Here is a 16303-nt window from a genome sequence, read left to right on the forward strand (position 1 = left end):
TACGTCCCTGCCACAATACTCACCCCGAAGGAGCACCATTGAAAGCCCTGTTTGTCCATCCCCACGGCAAGAACTGGTTGGGGACCATGAAGGATATCAGTTCCATCTTCAACCTGATGCCGCCGCTGGGCATGATGAGCATTGCCGCCTACCTGGAGGCAAGGGGGATGGAGGTGGAGCTGATCGACTGTTACGCCCATCCCGTCTCCACGGCAGAGCTGGTTGCCGGGATCATCGCAAAAGCGCCCGACGTGGTCGGCTTTTCCTGCACCACCTCTTCATTCCTGGAAGGATACCAGATAGCGCTCCGCCTCAAGGAGCTGGCGCCGCAGATCAGGGTGGTGTTCGGCGGCGCCCATGCCTGCTCGGTCGGGGTATCCCTCCTGGACGATTTTCCGGCCATCGATTACCTGGTTATCGGAGAAGGAGAGGTAACCTTTTTTGAACTGCTGGCCAGCGGCTTCAGCGGCGTGGAGGCGATCCCGGGAATCGGTTTCCGCCTGGACGGCAAAGGGGCGTTCAGCGGCAATCGCGAACATATCGCCGACCTCGACACCCTCCCCTTCCCCGCCTATCGCCGGCTGGCCGATTTCCCCGGCCGCTACAACCTTCCGCTGTTCAGCTACCCCCACGCCCCAAACACCAGCATCATTTCCAGCCGGGGCTGCCCCTACAACTGCAGCTACTGCGACAGATCCGTGTTCAGCCGAGGCTTCCGCTTCAACTCCCCCGCATACATCTTCGAGCACCTGAAGTATCTGCACCGGGATTTCGGCATCCGCCACGTCTTTTTCTACGACGACCTGTTCACCTTCGACCGCAACCGCGTCGAAGAACTGTGCCGCCTGCTGGTGGACAGCCGGCTGCCGGTAACCTACAACTGCATCGCCCGGCTTGAACATGTGGATTGCGAACTGGTGGGTCTGCTCAAGAAGTCCGGCTGCTGGCAGGTAAACTTCGGCGTCGAATCCGGCGACCCGGAGATCCTGAAAAAACACCGCAAGTACATGGCGCTGGACGCTGTGCAGCAAAAGCTCCGGATGGTCGGGGATGCCGGAATGAGGGTCAAGGGACTGTTCATGGTCGGGCTGCCGGGAGAGGATGAAACAGCGATCCGGCGCACCATCGACTATGCCCTGACACTGCCGCTGGACGAAATCAACGTGACCAAGTTCACCCCGTTCCCCGGAGCGCCCATCTACCGGAACATCCGTGAGCAGGGGGAATTCAATGAAGAATGGCCGGCAATGAACTGCATGAACTTCGTCTTCATCCCCCACGGAATGACGAAGGCGCAGCTGGAGGACCTCTACAACGAATTCATCCGCCGCTTCTACCGCCGCAGCCGGATTCACTGGGGCTACACCAGGATGATCTGGAAATCGCCCCACAGCATAGCCATGTTCCTGCGCAACCTGCCGGAAATCCTCAGGTTCGAGATGCAGCAGAAATGGTAATCCTATAAAAAGCATTTTAGCCACGAATTTTCACGAATTCGCACGAATATACAAGCTCTTGTGATGCGGAAGACACTCACCAGATCGGTGACAACTCAAGACTTAATAAGGGGTTAAAAACATTCGTGTTTATTCGTGTCATTCGTGGCTAACTGCCGTTTGGGGGGTAATAGTTGACTGGACTCACGAAGGGGCGCATATGCACGGACCTGGACAAAAATATCTGCTTTCTGCGATTGCCGGTTTGGTAATCCTGCTCGGCAGCCATGTCGGCTTTTGCGCGGATGCAGCCGCCTTTAAGACCGCCACGGCCGAATATACCTTCCTCTCCGGCTACGGCATCACCCATCGCGGCTTCGGCGCGACCCGCACCCAGGTGCAGACCTTCGACAACATCGCCAGATTCGGCTGGTTCCTCTCGGATGAGGCCGGCAGCGGATGGTATCGGGGGAGGCATGAACTGCTGATGGAATTGCCGTTGCATCTGGCGGTCGACCCGAAGGTGCGGACCATGACGGGGGGATACCTGTTGGGGAGTTGGAAGTTCACGTCACCGGAGGACTTTGTGCCGTATGTCCTGGCAGGCGGCGGCGTGCTCTTCGTGGATCTCGGCCTGCCTACCATGGGGAGCCGCCTCGACTTCTCCTACCAAGGGGGAACCGGCATCCAGTATTTCATTGCCAAAGACACGGCGCTCAGCTTTGAATACCGCTACCACCATATCTCCAACGCAGGCACCGCCTCGCCCAATGAGCCGCTCAACTCCAGCAAGATCCTGCTGGGCATCACCATCTTCCGTTAACGACATATCAAGCGCGTAGTTTAAGACAGATCACCGCCGGTAGCGTGACCAGGGCGAATAAGGCGGTGGCGGCAACGCCGTAATTGGTCGCCCAGCCGATGGAGGACATGGCGCCGTAGTCGGTGAACGCCAGCGAGCCGAAACCGGCAATGGTCGTCAATGCCGACAGGAGTATGGCCCGTCCCGACTGGACGAACTGGTCCCGGCGCTCGTCAGCACCGGCCGCGGTCACCCGGTGAACGATATGCATGCCATAATCGCTCCCCATGCCGAGGATGGTGACCAGCACCATGGCGTTCATGAAATTGAGCCGCATGCCGGTCAGAACCATCAGCCCGAGCATGGCGATTACCCCTCCCACCACGGGAAAGAGCGCATACCAGATGTCCCGCAAGGTTGAGAAATGGGAGAGAAGCAGAAAGAGCACCATCGCCCCACCCAGCACGAACCCCCAGAAGAAACTCTTCTTTACAGCACTGCTCAGCTGGCCGCTGACCAGATCTGCGCTGGTCGCCCGCGCAGCCAAGTCAATGGCCGCCAGTTCCCGGAGAAAGGATTGCTGGGGGAATTCCGCGCCGCGGTAATTGATGAAGACGAGCAGGTGGTAGCCGCCGCTGTCCCTGACCAGGTGCCGATCCGACACCCCGCGTAACGGCGAACGGCCAAGGCGCTCGATTCCTGCCGCCATGTCCACCGGTTGGGCCAGCAGCAGACCGGCAAGGCCGGCAAGGAAAGGCTCAAAGGCCTCCGGAGCAAAGCCGTTTTCCCGCAGGGCGCCCTGCACCGCCTGAGCCGGCTGCTGCGCCGCCAGGGCTCGATTCAGGGAGGTCAAGACCTCCCCCTGCGTTGTCCGGTCATTGAGCACCTGGCCGAGCGACGACCAGGAGACGATCTCACCGCGCCGCTGGTAACCCGCCAGCAGTTTTTCCACCCGCCCACCCTGCTCCATCACCTCCACCGGCGAACGCCCTGTCAGCGCCACCAGCATCTGTTTCGGGCTCAGGCTCAGGTGCTTCTCGATCTTCTCCTGGGTCAGGAACGCCTCAGAATGGCGCGGCTGGAGATTTTTCAACTCCCCTTCAAAGCCGATGAAGCATGCCGCGATCAAGAGCAGGCAGATCAGCAGCACCGATGCCGCCACCAGCCTGCGCGAGCGCTGCACGCAGGTTTCCCAGACCCAGCCGAGGCCGAATCGCGGCAGAGGGCGATAGGATGCGGCGGGGAAGCGCTGTTCGGCGAACAGCAGGAGCGGCGGCAGGAAAAAGAAGGTGGCATAGAGAGAAAAGATCACCCCGAGACCTACCAGCAACCCCAGTTCGAACAGGGCGCGCACATCCGAAACAGTGAGCGCCAGGAACGGCAAGGCGGTGGTGGTCGCGGCGGTAAAGACGCCATGGCCGGTCTCGACCATCGCCAGCCGCAGGGCCTCGCCGGTTTCCCGGCCGGCGCTCCGCTCCGTATAAAAACGGTCATAGAGATGGATGGAGTAATCGGTGCCCAGGCCGATGATCAACGCGGTAAAGGCGAAGGATATGATGCTGATGGAGGAGAGAAACAGCCCGGCGCTGCCAAGGGCCAGCACGACCCCGTAAAAGAGGATCAGCGGGATCAGGAGAGTGGGGAGGACCCGGCGATAGGTAAGGTAGAACAACCCCAGCACGACGAACAGGGAAGAGACCACGCAGGCGATGATGTTCTGCTTCATCACCTGTTCGTCGATCACCGCGCTCAGATGGGCGCCGGCGCAGGAAACCTTCACCCGCGCCCCGCGGCGGATCTCATTGATGCCGGCGACGAGTTTTCTGGCAAAGGCCATGTTCTGCACCGGCTGGGCCGGTTCGGCGATCATGATCAGCACCCGGCCGTCGCGGGAGAGGAAGTAGGGTGAAGAGGGATCAAGGGCCAGGGCCTGGCTCCCCTTTTTCAGGCGCGGCAGGATAAACTCCCGCAGGTAGAGCGGATCGGCGGCAATTATATCACGCATTCCCATCCCCGCCTGGCTGGCCAGTTCGGTCCTGGCCCGTGCCAGCGCCCGGTCGAGAGCCGGCCTCTCAAAGCGCGCTGCATAGTCGCCGGCAGCCGCCGGATCGAGGAAGAGTTGCGGGTTGCCTACCGCATAGCCGATGAATTCGGCGAAGGAGGCGGCCTCAGACGTGTCGTAGACCCGGTAATTCACCTTGCGGAATGCGTTTCTGCCATCAACCTGCAGCGCCCTGAGCCTGGTAGCCAGGTTTTCCGCCTCGCCTGGCAAAAGCGCCGGCTCCCCCTCCAGCAGGAAATAGACCTCTTTGGCGCTGCCGGTCCATTCCAGCGAATCGAGGAACAGCCTGAGCGGCCCTTGCTGCGCCGGAAACAGCTTGAAGATGTCCGCTTCGAAACGGGTGGTGGCGATGACAGCGATGGCCGGAATCAGCAGAAAGAGCGCGACGCCGACCACCCGCCGGGGGTAAGCGGAGGTGATACGGTAAATCCACTGGAGATGCCGGTTGACGAGCAGCTGGAAGGCGCGGGTTATGTTATGGAAGATGGCATGTGACATGATAGTGTTCGCCGGGTCTACTCCAGCAGGAAATCCTTATCCTTCAGCCCCGCGTTGCGGCGCATGTTGGCAAACCTGATGACGGTACGGTCACGGTTGCGCTCCTCGATGACGAGCCGCTTGATCTTCCCTTCGCCGTCAAAGCTGATCTGCAGCTCCTTTATCCCCCCCTTGCTCTTGGGAAAGACCTGCATGGTCCAGTTGCCGCCCTGGCGCTCCGCCCGCACATCAGCCCCCTCGGGCAGGGCGGTAAGCGGCTTGGCCAGGTAAGAGAACCATTTTTCCAGGCTCTCCTCCGGCGGCAGCACGATCCGGTCGGTCACCCCCTGCTCCGGCAGCCGGATCGTCAGCACATTGTCCCGCAGGAGCAGGCGGCTCGCATAGGGAGGAAAGAGCTCCATAAAGAACATGCCCGGCTTTTTGAAGCGGACCACCCCCTTGGAGACCATCTTCCGTTTCATCAGGGCCAGCTGCTTTTCCTGGACAATTTCTGCGGTAAAGTCGGACATGCCGGCAAACCCGTGCCGCAGCGTCTCCAGCGCCTCCAGCGCCTTATCCTGGGCAGCGTGGGCAGAAGGAGCGAGACAGGTAAAAATTATCAGTACTACCAGCAACACCTTTTTCATGGGCTTCCCGTAAAAGTCAGATAAGAAAACATTTCTACAACCGGCAATAAAGCAATCCTGTCCCTGTCATCCAGTGAAAAAGCCCTTGCAAAAGGGGGGGAGACCATATACGGACAACGCTGAGTTTGTCTTTCCTTTTGTTGAGACCATTCCGGCACCATCAACGAATTGATCAACTATTCCTTGACGGTGTTGTCTTCTTCGCTACTATCCGAAAACTCCGCCTCTAACTCCTCAATGGTTGGCAGGCTCCCTTTCAGGTTTTCCGGAATAGCGGCCACCAATTGATATTCGGATACACCCACCGGCTTTAAAATGTCTTTCAGTGCATACTCTGCAATTAATCCCTTTCGATCTTTGCAGAGAATCAGACCAATTGACGGATTATCGCTTTCATGCCGCATGGTGGCATCCACAGCCGAGAGATAAAAATTGAGTTTCCCGGCATATTCCGGTTTAAAGGAGGTCGCCTTCAGTTCGATCACCACATAGCAGCGGAGTTTCAGGTGATAGAACAGCAGGTCTATGAAAAAATCTTCTCCCTCCACTTCCAGGTGTACCTGCCGCCCAACAAAGGAGAAACCGGTCCCAAGCTCCAGTAAAAAACTGGTAATGTGCTTCACCAGTTCGCGCTCAACTTCACGTTCCTGGGCCTCATTGCCAAGTCCCAGAAAGTCGAACAGATATGGGTCTTTCAAAGTCTGATGCGCCAGATCGGATTGAGACGGAGTTAGAGTAGCGGCAAAGTTGCTGACAGCTTTTCCTTGTCGATGAAAGAGGCGAGACTCAATCTGCATTACCAGAATGTCGCGCGACCAGCCATGTTCGAATGCCTTGTGGATGTACCATTCCCGCTCTTCCGGTAATTTGACCTTCTGAATGAGGCGGACAATATGACCCCAGGGCAATTGTGAAACAAGCTGTTTCACTTTTTCCTCATCCGTGTACGCCTCGGCAAAAGCTCGCATAAACAGGAGGTTCCTGGGAGAAAACCCCTTCATATCCGGAAACTCGGCACGTAAATCCCTTGCCAGTCGCTCTGTAACCTTGGCGCCCCATCCTTCTCGCTCCTGCCGTTCGAGGATGTCACGGCCGATCTGCCAGTAGAGCAGTACCAGTTCGTGGGTAACCGCCAGCGCCGCCCGCGTCCTGGCGGTGCGTATGCGCGCCTTCAGGTCGTGTAGAAAATGGTTGTAAGCGGTGGTGTCAAGGGTGGTCATGTTTTTCTCCAAAACTCAATCATTCTTCCGATTGATCAGATTGACAATCACCTTAGCGATGGTCTCCTTCTCTTCCGGCCGACTTTCGGCAATGAGCAGGGTCAGCGCCACCAGAGCGTTGTCGGCCAGCCGCTTGCTGCCGTCGGGGCGGTAGAGGATGCCGTTCATGCCGAGGAAATAGATAAACAGGGCAGCGGCGATCCGTTTGTTGCCGTCACTGAAGGCGTGGTTTTTGACGACGAAGTAGAGGAGGTTGGCCCCCTTTTCCTCTACGCTGGGGTACAACTCCTCGCCGCCGAAGGTTTGGTAGATGGCCCCCAAGGCGCTCTTGAAACCCTGGTCCTTCTCGATACCGAACAGACCGTCGAAATCTCCCTTCATGGAGATAACAATACCTATGGCTTCGTCATAGTCGATGACGTGCAGCGCCTGCCGGGTAGTCTCCTCGATGGACAGAGTGCCGTGGTCGTAGCGATCCAGGAGGGTCAGGGCATAAGCGTAATCGGTGATGACCCGCAGCACGTCCTTGCCGGTTTCATTGACCAGTTCCTGGTTGGCCAGGGTGCGGGCCAGCAGTTCCACGGTCCGGCGCATATCGGTCAGCTTTTCGGCCTGCTCACGGAAGCGCTGTTCGTTAACGGTGTAGCCTTTGACGATGTGGTCGCGCAGGACATGCGTAGCCCACTGGCGGAAGCGGGTGCCTTGCTGCGACTTGACCCGATAGCCGACGGAAATGATGACATCCAAATTGTAGTGGGCGGTATCATAGGTTTTTCCATCAGCGGCAGTTATCCGGAATTTCCGGATAACTGAAGATTCATCCAACTCACCCTCGCGGAAAATATTCCTGATGTGTTCGTTGATTGTTCTAACATCCTTATTGAAAAGCTCGGCCAGTTGCTTTTGGGTCAGCCAGACGGTCTCTTTTTCGAGATGCACCGCAAGCGAGGTTGCCCCATCCGGGGTCTGGTACAGGACGACAGCATTGTCAGTAATGGTCATACTCATGCCTCAATAAAATCTAGTGAAAATTGCAATATGCATTTTTTGCAAATTGCTTTTTCGTTGGACTACTACCCTTCTGCAAATGCATCACGCAAGTGATTTTTGCCGTCGGCGGCAGCTGTTTCCAAAAAGGAAATAGCTGCCTGCTCGTCCTGCTCAATGGCAATTTCCACGGCACGCTTGGCGGTTTCGAGTAAAGCGGTGGATTGCTTTTTGAGCGCAAGAGAGGAAATAATCTTCTCTCGGATTTTCAACTGGGTGTCTTTGGCTACAAAAGGGATAAGGACTTGGGCAACATCTTTCGGGTATAGGTGCGGCTGTGCCGAACCGGTTCTCATTTTCTCGGTTTGAAGACGACCAATAAATGAGTTAATTACAAACGCGACATACACGGGGTCTTCAATAACCCGAAGAATGATAATATCTTGGCATGCGACCGCCTTTTTCTCAGAAAGATAAGGCTGAGCTCTCCCGATATTTGCACCTGTCCCATAGATGAGAATATCGTTCTCTGCAACAAAAGATGTTTCCTCTGTTGAGAAGTGCTTTATATTGGTTTTGTCGAAGTTGTCGTAATTCAGTCCAGCTTCAAGGATATGTTTCTGGGTAATCATATCGACGGTTCCGGTCTCGTCATAAATTGCAGCCATCCCGCGTGAATTATAGGTTTGAATCTCCTCAACCCGCTTGAAATACTCACCATTGCTCTTGATGAGTTCTTCTATTTCGTCAAACATCGGCTGGTAATACTCCGCATCCATACGACCAGATGCGACGAAAGACTCCTTGAACGATTTGATGTTGGTGTTTTTGGTGGTGGGGGTGTAGGTGGCGAGGTTTAGTGCGTTGAGCAACAGGGTTTCGGCATTTTTATAGGAAGCTATTCCTTTGGATGAAACTTCGACCGAGTTCTGATGCAATTCAACAATTCTATTCTGAAATTCCTGCCCGAATAGTGGGATGAAAACGTCTCTTATATCTTCCAAGTGAAGATCGGGTTGACTTGCACCTTTTTGCACGCGCAGCAATTGTGTTTGACCACTTTCACTATTGATAAATGTTGCCAAAACTTCCGGCGCAATTAATTCGGTTCTTGGTCGAAGTAATGCGACGCTCACAAAAATACTGAAGACTGGCAAACCTTCTGGAACTACAGCAGCCCATCGCGGGCCAACACCAACTTTACGAAGCAATACATCCCCAGGCTGGGGATCACATCTTCGATAAAGATTATCGTGTTCTTCAGAACTGATGAATCGGTGCCCAGCTTCAAGGCTTAGCGAATTTTCCAATACATTCAGCGCGGAAAGAAATGGGACGCCATTTTCTGTATAACTCGGCGTGAAGTGTGTTCCGTCAGAAATCTTATTCGTAAGAGTAGAAAGAAGCACAGGACTTTTACTCTTTAATAAATTTTCCAAAGAAAGATATTTTTTCTGGTAATACTCAGCTTCCATGCGAACAGGCTTGTGAAGCGATGAAAATAATATCTCGCTAATCTCAAGCCCTTCCAACAACGCCCGATAACGGGCTTCATCGAAAGGGCCTAAAGAAAAAAACTTAGGCGCTCCTTTTTGGCAAATTCGATAAAAGCCTCGGCAATGCCGTCTTGGGTCAAGCCGTCGTGATTGAACAGGTCGTGCTTGACGATCAGGTGTTCATGGGCATCCAGCACAAATTCGTTGAGGTCTTGCGGCGTGGCTTCGTAGCGATTAATCACTTCGGCGGCGATGTTCTTGGCAGGCGTCTTTTCTGCGCTGGCCACTGCCGGCAAGTCCTTGCGTTTCACAAATATCTTATCGCCGCTATTGTCCTTGCTCGGCTCCTTCATGGTGGCAAAAAAGATGTGGTAATCGTCCACCCTGGGGCAGAGCTTGTCGTCCCACTTTTGCACGAATATCACGCTGGTTTTGGTGCCGGTGTGCGGCTTGAACACGTTGCCGTGCAACCCCACCACGGCCAGGATGCGGCAATGGTCGGCCAGGTATTCGCGGATGTATTTGTCGCTGGAGTTGTTAAAGCGGCCCTGCGGCAACACAATCGCCATCCGCCCGCCGGGCTTGATGAAGCTCAGATTGCGCTCGATAAACAGGATGTCGCGACCGACATTGTTTTGGTCTTTGATTTTTACCTTGCGGAACGAGCCGTCGGCCATTTTGTAGATGGTATCAAAGCTGGCGCGCAAGCACTCCGGGAAAGTCGGCACGCGCTGGGTCGCATCCTCGATGTTCTTGTCGTTCTCATCGACCTTGCTAATCTTGTCCAGGCTCACGGTTCGTGCCAATTCATATTTGGCCAGAATACGGGTTTCCTTGATGTCACCCGCAAACGGTGGATTGGCCATGAGGATGTCAAAGGAGAAGTCCCTGTCTTGCTCTTTGGCCGCTCTCTGTTTGCGCAGCTTTTTCCAGCCTTCGCTGTAAATGTCAGTCCAATTTTGGTCTTTGGTTTTTTCGTCCCAACGTTCGTAATCCAAGGTGTTGAGGTGCAGCACGTTGGTTTGGCCGTCACCGGCGATCAGGTTCAGGGTCCGGCCTACGCGCACGGCCTTTTCGTCAAAGTCGATGGCAAATACTTTATCCTGCACGTAGTCTGTCTCGCGCGGTGTGCGTTGCTCTGTAGTGAAGTGATCGCTTATGGGTAAGCCAAGATCACGCCGGATCTGATGCCAGACATGAAAAATGGTGTGCACCGGAAAGCCGCAACTACCAGCGGCGGTGTCGATTATCGATTCGTGCTCCTGCGGATTGAGCATCTTGACGCACATATCAATTACGTAGCGCGGAGTGAAATACTGCCCTTTCTCCCCCTTGCTGCTTTTATTGATGAGATACTCGAAAGCCTCATCCACCACGTCCAGATTGGAGTTAAACAGCTTCACCCCTTCCAGTGACGATACGCACACAGCCAGGTGGCTGGGGGTGAGATCGATTTTTGCGCCATCGGGAAATACCCCTTCCCACTTGCCGCGAGCTTTGTCGAACAACTCCTGGATTTTGGCTTTGAGTTCGGTTTCGGTGTCGCCATAGTTTCTAAAAATGAGATGGCGCTTTTTGTCGCGCCCACTTTCCATTTCGTCATACAGCTTGGTAAAGATTAGTTTGAACAGCTCCTCAAAGACATCCACGCCGGCGTTGGCGAGAACTTCATCCTCCATCTCCAGAATCAGGTCTTTGAGCGATTTCTTTTGATTGACCAGGACGTCGTGTTTTACAAGGTCGTCAAGCGTCCAGCGCGCTGTCAGGATGTCGGAAAGCTTTTCATGGGCCGAGGGGATGGCAGGGATAGGCTCAAAGTAGTTCGGGTCTTTACGGTGATAGAACGAAATGCTGTCACCATTACTCCAGACCCCCATAGGTGCGCCACTGAAATTGCAATAACTTTTGAGCTGTTCTTTGCCATCTTTGAGTTTGGGCTTCTTTAACTCCACCAAGATGTAAGGGGTAGTTGTTTTGTCCTTATCAAAAACACAGATATCAACCCGCTTTTTTTCGCGACCACGAGTTACGTCGTATTCAAGAGAAAGGCGATTGATTGGATAGTCCAGATCATCTTTGAGCACCATCACATACAACTGGCGCACAGCTTCCTCGGGCGTGAGCTTGATCGGTTTGCCGCGCACCAGGCAAGAGACGTAAGGGGCGGGATTCTTCTCCGTCTCCTTCATCGTGATGCTAGCCTCTAATGCTTGAATTTGAGCTGGTTTAAATTGCGTGAGCTTGTAGGCGCTGTCTTTGAGTAGTTCGGCCAGTGTGATCGTCATGAAGTTTTCCTATGCTATGTTCGGTTAAGTTCTTGTTGTTGATTACAGTTTTAAGTGCCGCCCATGGTTGGATGCTACAAATCATATTCAAAAAAATCCGAATCAACCTTTTTAATTTCGTAAATTGACTCTACAGAGACACCGACACCATGATCGATCATATATTCTGCGAGTTGGGAGCCATCGATAAGAATGATACGAGAAGAATACTCTTTTACTGAGGCAAGAGCGTCTTTGGTGAAATTAGAAGTGGTAATGAATATACCTTTTGAAGCTTTTTTTTTAGAAAGGGCGCCTGCAAATTGGTCGATGTCTGGGCTACCAACGGGTTTATCAGTCCATCGTTTTGCTTGAATATAGATGTTGTCTAGGCCAAGTTTATCTTCTCTGATAACACCATCTATTCCACCATCGCCAGTTTTGCCAACCGCTTGACCAGCATCTTTCAATGATCCGCCATAACCCATTTTGACTAGTAAAAGAATTACGAGCCTTTCAAAAAACTGCGGTGAACATTTTTTTACTTTATCAAGAATCTCAGAAGCTAATGCATGTCGAATTTGCTCATAATGCGATGCAATTGATTCAATTGGCGTGTCATGTGGCGTTGAGTCATTTTCTTTTTTACTCTTCTTCTTGCCTTGAAATTCCAGAAATTCCGCAAATTGTGACAAAAGTTTATTGTCAATTCGACTTGGCTTTTTCTTGAGAACGTCAACACCTCTTTGAGTAATTTTGAAAAAGCCGCGTCGAGTAGCTTCCAGTAGGCCGGCTTTTTGTAAATATGTTCTCGCCCATGAAGCTCTGGACGAAAATTTGAATGTCCCCCCGCTTGGCAACAATTCTTTTCTTTCCTCTTCTGTTAGCTTGAAATCATCAGCCAACTGGTCAATCGCTGCGGACAGTTGCAGTTCGTTGCCATTCGCTTTGGCTGCGATTTGCATCAATGGGAGCATAATGTAGATTCATAATCAGGAATAGGCATCTCAATATCTCCGTTTCTTGTTCATCCAACGGTTTCGCCAGTCACCTGACGTGAAGCGATGGTTCGGCTCTCGCAGCACTCGTTACGCTGCCAGCTCTTGCAGCACCTCGGGATGTCGTGAAGCTACTTTCAGTAAGGTAGCTGCCGCTCCGGATGGCATTTTTCGCCCCTGCTCCCATTCCTGAAGCGTACGCACCGAAACTCCAAGAAGCTTGGCAAATGCAGCTTGAGACAATCCCGTTGCCGCTCTTGCTGTAGCGACCAGAGCTTTTTCAGCCGGGATGATTTCGTCTTTCTCTATTGTTCCGTCGCGTCTGGTAATAATGCGACGAACTGACCCGTCCGGTTGTGTAATAAATTCGGTTTTCCTAGCCCAATCGCCGCGTTTCATTTCGCGTAAGGACTGCAAAAGCTCAGCGTTAAGATCCCGCTTTTTTTCCCATGCAGCCAGTTCTTTTTCAGACAATTTAACCATTTTCAAATACCTCCTTGAGGCGTCTCAGCAATTTGGGGTCTATGTTTTCTTGTACGTTTTTCGCATACATTGTCACCAGCACTATCTGTCCGGGATTGAGACGTAGGAAATAAATCACCCGCACGCCTCCCCGCTTGCCACGTCCCTCGATTGCCCATCGCAGTTTCCGGCAGCCGCCGGAGTGAGGGATAACGTCGCCCTTATCAGGGTGTTCAGTCAGATAAAGCTGAAGTGCCGCGAATTCGTCATCGTTCAGATACTTGTCACGAACAGTGGCAAATGGATGCAATTCGATGAATGTGAGCATGATTTAAATATACGTCTTAGACGTAGACTGGTCAAGGGGAAATATTTTCATTTTCTTCTTTCGCCTTTATTCTGCCGAACATATTGGTCAGCTGATCCGCTACTAAATATACAATCACGCATAAAGCCGCATTGAATCACGAAATACGGATTTCAATTAACGCAACCAGCATAAAAAACAACACCGGTTTTTAACCGAGCCTTTTTTTCACATCTTCCCCACCGCCAGGGTGAGCGTGGCAGAAGCAATGACCTTTCCTTCCGACCGCACCTCCCCCTCCACCAGGTGGAGCGTGCCGAAGGATTTGACGATGCGGGTCGCGACCAGGAGCCTTGCACCGGCAGGCACTGCGGCAGGCAGTTCCCCCCGCTCGATGGCGGCAAGGACCCCACCTGCCCCTTCCTGCTGGCCTGCGGCGATGCCGCCCAGCTGGGCCATGGATTCCAGGAGGAGCACCGGCGGAAAACAACCGCAACCGGCAGTGACCACAACCTCACCTGTGGCGCACACCCCCGGTTCAAGGGTGATGATCCTGTCGACAAAGAGAAACGGGGAGCGATGGGGAAGATAGTGGGAGGGGTCAGGGTTGAACAGGGTCGCCTCCCCTGAAATCGATGGCATAATACGGTCCTTCAGGTGAGGCAGCCAGATGCAGGCCGTTGCAGCCGGGCTGAAGCGCGAGAACGAGGGCTGTCATGGCAAGCCCCCCCATGGCAATCGAGCGGCCGATGAGCGGGGCGGTCTCCAGCCGGGTAACGGCCGGCAGGCGGTCCAGAAGCGGCTTTTCGGCAGCCGCGGTGCCGGACAGACCAACGAGGCTTGCGTCCGTCACCCCGGCAAGGAGCCGATCGGCCCCTTCCCCTTCATGACCGGGGATAAGCCTGCCGATGGTCCGCACACACCCCACGCGTCCTCTGGCCGGGGCATTGCGCCGTCGGGCATGCGACCCTCTTTCCAGCACCAGAATGCCCGCCCCTTCGCCGAAACCGGCCCCATGGCGCCTTAGCTGGCCTGTGGCCGCGAATCCTTTCAGCATGGCAGGGGTGAGTTCATCCACGCCTCCGGTCAGGATAATGTCCGCCCGATCCTCCTGCAGGAAGCGGCAGGCCATCATGAAAGCCGACTCGGCAGAGCAGAAACGCTGGACAAATGTGACGTTGGGCCCCTTCAGGCCGTGCTCGATGGAGGCGTTGCTGGCCGATGCATTGGGAACCGTGTTGGGAAAGAGCATCGGCGTCAGCCCTTCGGCGCCGGCGGTAAAGTAACCGCGGAGGAACTCTTCCGAGTTGGCGATGCCGCCGAAACCGCAACCGAGGACAATGCCGATCCGGTCGGCATCGAGAGTGGCCGGTTCAATGCCGGCGTCCTTGAGGGCCATGCCCGTGGCGACAACCGCAAACTGGCTGCAACGGTCGAATTTGCGGGCCTTGAGCGGCGGTATGAAGTCGACTGCCCTGAAACCATCCGCCTTCCCCCACAGGTGCCCCGATTCGCCGAGGATATCCGCCGGGACAGGTTTAAGCAGGCTTTCGCCGCGGCTCAAGGCTTCGCGTAAGCTGTCGAGCCCGACGCCGGCCGCCGAGATGGCGGCCATGCCGCTGAGTACTATGTCGTTGCCAATATCGCTCATATTCCCAACACCAGACTGGTGATGTTCCCCCCGAAAGCAAAGGAGTTGGAAAGCGCCACCTTCGCGGCGCTCTGCTTCGCACCCGGATGGCGGTAATCCAGGTCGCAGTCGGGGTCAGCCCCTCTGAAATTGAGGGTCTGCGGGATAACGCCCTCGTTCAGGGCAATGACCGTGGCCAGGGCCTCGATGGCCCCAGCCGCGCCAAGGCAGTGGCCGGTGAGGGCCTTGGTCGAAACCAGCGGCACCCCCATCGCTCGATTGCCGAATACCAGCTTCATCGCCTTTGTCTCCACCACATCGTTGAGCGGAGTCCCCGTGCCATGGGCATTGACCCAGCCGACCTCGTCAACGGAGACCCCGGCCTGGTTCATGGCTGCGGTCATTACCCGGGCCGCATCGGCGCCGCTCGGTTCCGGGGCGGTCATGTGATAGGCCTCGCCGGCAACCGCATAGCCGAGAACATGGCCATAGACGCGTGCACCGCGACGTATGGCACTCTCTTCGTCTTCCAGCACCAGGAATGCCGCCCCTTCCCCCAGCGATATCCCCTGCCGTCCCAGGCTGAAGGGGGCGCAAGGTTCGGCATCGACCACCCGCAGGGAGTTGAATCCGGCAAAGGTGAGAATGGAGAGACAGTCCGAACCGCCGCAGACAGCCGCCTTCAACCTGCCGGTGGCGATCAGGTCTGCCCCCCAGCCGATGGCGGTGGCCGACGAGGAGCAGGCTGTGGTGATGCTCCCCAGGTAGCCGCCAAGGTTGTAGGCGACGGCAATGGCCATCGAAGTCCGGTCAGGCAAAAGTCCGCGCAGGAGGGAAGGTTTTCCCTTCTTGCCGGCCAGGGTTTCTTTCAGCCACTCCTCGGCCTGGAGCATGCCGGCGGCGCCGGCCCCCATGGAAATGCCGATGTCGTAAGGGGAATAACAGCCGCAGACGCCGCTATTGTCCAAGGCCTCGCCGGCGGCGATGACGCCGAACTGGTCGGCGCGGGAGAGCTTTTTTGCCTGCTTTGCCGTGAAATGATCGAGCGGATCGAAGCCATGGACCTGGGCGCCGATCCCGGCGGCAAAAGGGCCGACATCGAACAGGTCGATCGGCCCAATGGCGCTGCGACCCTTCAGGAGCGCGTCGGTGAATGACGGCACATCTTTTCCGGCAGCGGAGAAGATGCCGAGACCGGTTATGGCTATTCTTTTACGTTCCATCATACTCTTCGTGGCGATCGCCGCCGTTTTCCTCACATGCAACATTTATCCATTAGTGTCCGATTAGAAGATTGCACTCTCCAAGCCATAAAAACCAGCACATTGCACCCTCCCCTAACCCCTCCCATCAAGGGAGGGGAGCTTTTAGGTCCCCTCGCCCCTTGTGGACCCAAACAGCGGGCCTAAAGGAGAGGGCTAGGGTGAGGGGAGAAGTGCGGATGCAAAAACTAACCAGACATTGCTACCCAGCATTTTAACCGCAAAGACACCAGGAGACAAAGCATTTCTTCAG

General features: G+C 55.0%; 14 protein-coding genes. 2 read left to right on the top strand and 12 right to left on the bottom strand.

The window, feature by feature from the left end:
* Positions 1-38 precede the first annotated feature (38 nt).
* The gene (locus GURA_RS18315; protein WP_011940402.1) at positions 39-1457 is read left to right on the top strand and encodes a B12-binding domain-containing radical SAM protein; all 1419 of its coding nucleotides are present in this window, start codon (positions 39-41) and stop codon (positions 1455-1457) included.
* A 199-nt stretch (positions 1458-1656) separates the two neighbouring features.
* A complete protein-coding gene (locus GURA_RS18320) occupies positions 1657-2259 on the top strand; it encodes an acyloxyacyl hydrolase (protein ID WP_011940403.1) in 603 nt (200 codons plus the stop codon).
* Positions 2260-2266: 7 nt separating this feature from the next.
* Here GURA_RS18320 and GURA_RS18325 read toward each other — a convergent pair whose 3' ends face one another.
* From GURA_RS18325 to GURA_RS18380, 12 genes are all read right to left on the bottom strand, one after another.
* A complete protein-coding gene (locus GURA_RS18325; RefSeq protein WP_011940404.1) occupies positions 2267-4798 on the bottom strand; it encodes an MMPL family transporter in 2532 nt (843 codons plus the stop codon).
* Between the two features lie 17 nt (positions 4799-4815).
* Positions 4816-5424 (bottom strand): LolA family protein, encoded by a 609-nt coding sequence (locus tag GURA_RS18330; RefSeq protein ID WP_011940405.1) that lies wholly within the window; start codon positions 5422-5424, stop codon positions 4816-4818.
* 176 nt (positions 5425-5600) lie between these two features.
* Positions 5601-6644, bottom strand: coding sequence for a PDDEXK nuclease domain-containing protein (locus tag GURA_RS18335; RefSeq protein WP_011940406.1), 1044 nt, complete (start codon positions 6642-6644; stop codon positions 5601-5603).
* Between the two features lie 15 nt (positions 6645-6659).
* Positions 6660-7646 carry a RhuM family protein gene (rhuM, locus tag GURA_RS18340; protein ID WP_011940407.1) on the bottom strand — a complete coding sequence of 329 codons (987 nt, stop codon included), beginning with the start codon at positions 7644-7646 and terminating at the stop codon, positions 6660-6662.
* A gap of 71 nt (positions 7647-7717) precedes the next feature.
* Positions 7718-9106 carry a restriction endonuclease subunit S domain-containing protein gene (locus GURA_RS18345; protein ID WP_157046249.1) on the bottom strand — a complete coding sequence of 463 codons (1389 nt, stop codon included), beginning with the start codon at positions 9104-9106 and terminating at the stop codon, positions 7718-7720.
* 89 nt (positions 9107-9195) lie between these two features.
* Positions 9196-11412, bottom strand: coding sequence for an N-6 DNA methylase (locus GURA_RS18350; protein WP_011940409.1), 2217 nt, complete (start codon positions 11410-11412; stop codon positions 9196-9198).
* Positions 11413-11486: 74 nt separating this feature from the next.
* Positions 11487-12368, bottom strand: a complete 882-nt coding sequence (locus GURA_RS18355; RefSeq protein WP_011940410.1) for a restriction endonuclease — start codon at positions 12366-12368, stop codon at positions 11487-11489.
* A 111-nt stretch (positions 12369-12479) separates the two neighbouring features.
* Positions 12480-12872: a helix-turn-helix domain-containing protein gene (locus GURA_RS18360; protein WP_011940411.1), complete on the bottom strand. Its 393-nt coding sequence runs from the start codon at positions 12870-12872 to the stop codon at positions 12480-12482.
* Positions 12865-13179: a type II toxin-antitoxin system RelE/ParE family toxin gene (locus tag GURA_RS18365; protein WP_011940412.1), complete on the bottom strand. Its 315-nt coding sequence runs from the start codon at positions 13177-13179 to the stop codon at positions 12865-12867. Before GURA_RS18365 ends, GURA_RS18360 begins: the two co-directional genes overlap by 8 nt.
* A gap of 207 nt (positions 13180-13386) precedes the next feature.
* Positions 13387-13800 carry a 3-hydroxyacyl-ACP dehydratase FabZ family protein gene (locus GURA_RS18370; protein WP_011940413.1) on the bottom strand — a complete coding sequence of 138 codons (414 nt, stop codon included), beginning with the start codon at positions 13798-13800 and terminating at the stop codon, positions 13387-13389.
* On the bottom strand, positions 13760-14809 hold the full coding sequence (locus GURA_RS18375) for a beta-ketoacyl synthase N-terminal-like domain-containing protein (protein WP_011940414.1): 1050 nt from the start codon (positions 14807-14809) through the stop codon (positions 13760-13762). The genes GURA_RS18370 and GURA_RS18375 overlap by 41 nt, the downstream gene beginning before the upstream one ends.
* Positions 14806-16014 carry a beta-ketoacyl-[acyl-carrier-protein] synthase family protein gene (locus GURA_RS18380; protein ID WP_232278939.1) on the bottom strand — a complete coding sequence of 403 codons (1209 nt, stop codon included), beginning with the start codon at positions 16012-16014 and terminating at the stop codon, positions 14806-14808. Before GURA_RS18380 ends, GURA_RS18375 begins: the two co-directional genes overlap by 4 nt.
* Positions 16015-16303 lie beyond the last annotated feature (289 nt).

It is taken from the genome of Geotalea uraniireducens Rf4 (assembly GCF_000016745.1).
In the GTDB taxonomy this organism is placed as follows: domain Bacteria; phylum Desulfobacterota; class Desulfuromonadia; order Geobacterales; family Geobacteraceae; genus Geotalea; species Geotalea uraniireducens.

Excerpts from the sequence above, each read along its gene's own strand:
- GURA_RS18320 (WP_011940403.1), top strand. The coding sequence starts at position 1,657 with ATGCACGGACCTGGACAAAAATATCTGCTTTCTGCGATTGCCGGTTTG.
- GURA_RS18325 (WP_011940404.1), bottom strand. The coding sequence starts at position 4,798 with ATGTCACATGCCATCTTCCATAACATAACCCGCGCCTTCCAGCTGCTC.
- GURA_RS18330 (WP_011940405.1), bottom strand. The coding sequence starts at position 5,424 with ATGAAAAAGGTGTTGCTGGTAGTACTGATAATTTTTACCTGTCTCGCT.
- GURA_RS18335 (WP_011940406.1), bottom strand. The coding sequence starts at position 6,644 with ATGACCACCCTTGACACCACCGCTTACAACCATTTTCTACACGACCTG.
- rhuM (WP_011940407.1), bottom strand. The coding sequence starts at position 7,646 with ATGACCATTACTGACAATGCTGTCGTCCTGTACCAGACCCCGGATGGG.
- GURA_RS18345 (WP_157046249.1), bottom strand. The coding sequence starts at position 9,106 with ATGGAAGCTGAGTATTACCAGAAAAAATATCTTTCTTTGGAAAATTTA.
- GURA_RS18350 (WP_011940409.1), bottom strand. The coding sequence starts at position 11,412 with ATGACGATCACACTGGCCGAACTACTCAAAGACAGCGCCTACAAGCTC.
- GURA_RS18355 (WP_011940410.1), bottom strand. The coding sequence starts at position 12,368 with ATGCTCCCATTGATGCAAATCGCAGCCAAAGCGAATGGCAACGAACTG.
- GURA_RS18360 (WP_011940411.1), bottom strand. The coding sequence starts at position 12,872 with ATGGTTAAATTGTCTGAAAAAGAACTGGCTGCATGGGAAAAAAAGCGG.
- GURA_RS18365 (WP_011940412.1), bottom strand. The coding sequence starts at position 13,179 with ATGCTCACATTCATCGAATTGCATCCATTTGCCACTGTTCGTGACAAG.
- GURA_RS18370 (WP_011940413.1), bottom strand. The coding sequence starts at position 13,800 with ATGCCATCGATTTCAGGGGAGGCGACCCTGTTCAACCCTGACCCCTCC.
- GURA_RS18375 (WP_011940414.1), bottom strand. The coding sequence starts at position 14,809 with ATGAGCGATATTGGCAACGACATAGTACTCAGCGGCATGGCCGCCATC.
- GURA_RS18380 (WP_232278939.1), bottom strand. The coding sequence starts at position 16,014 with ATGATGGAACGTAAAAGAATAGCCATAACCGGTCTCGGCATCTTCTCC.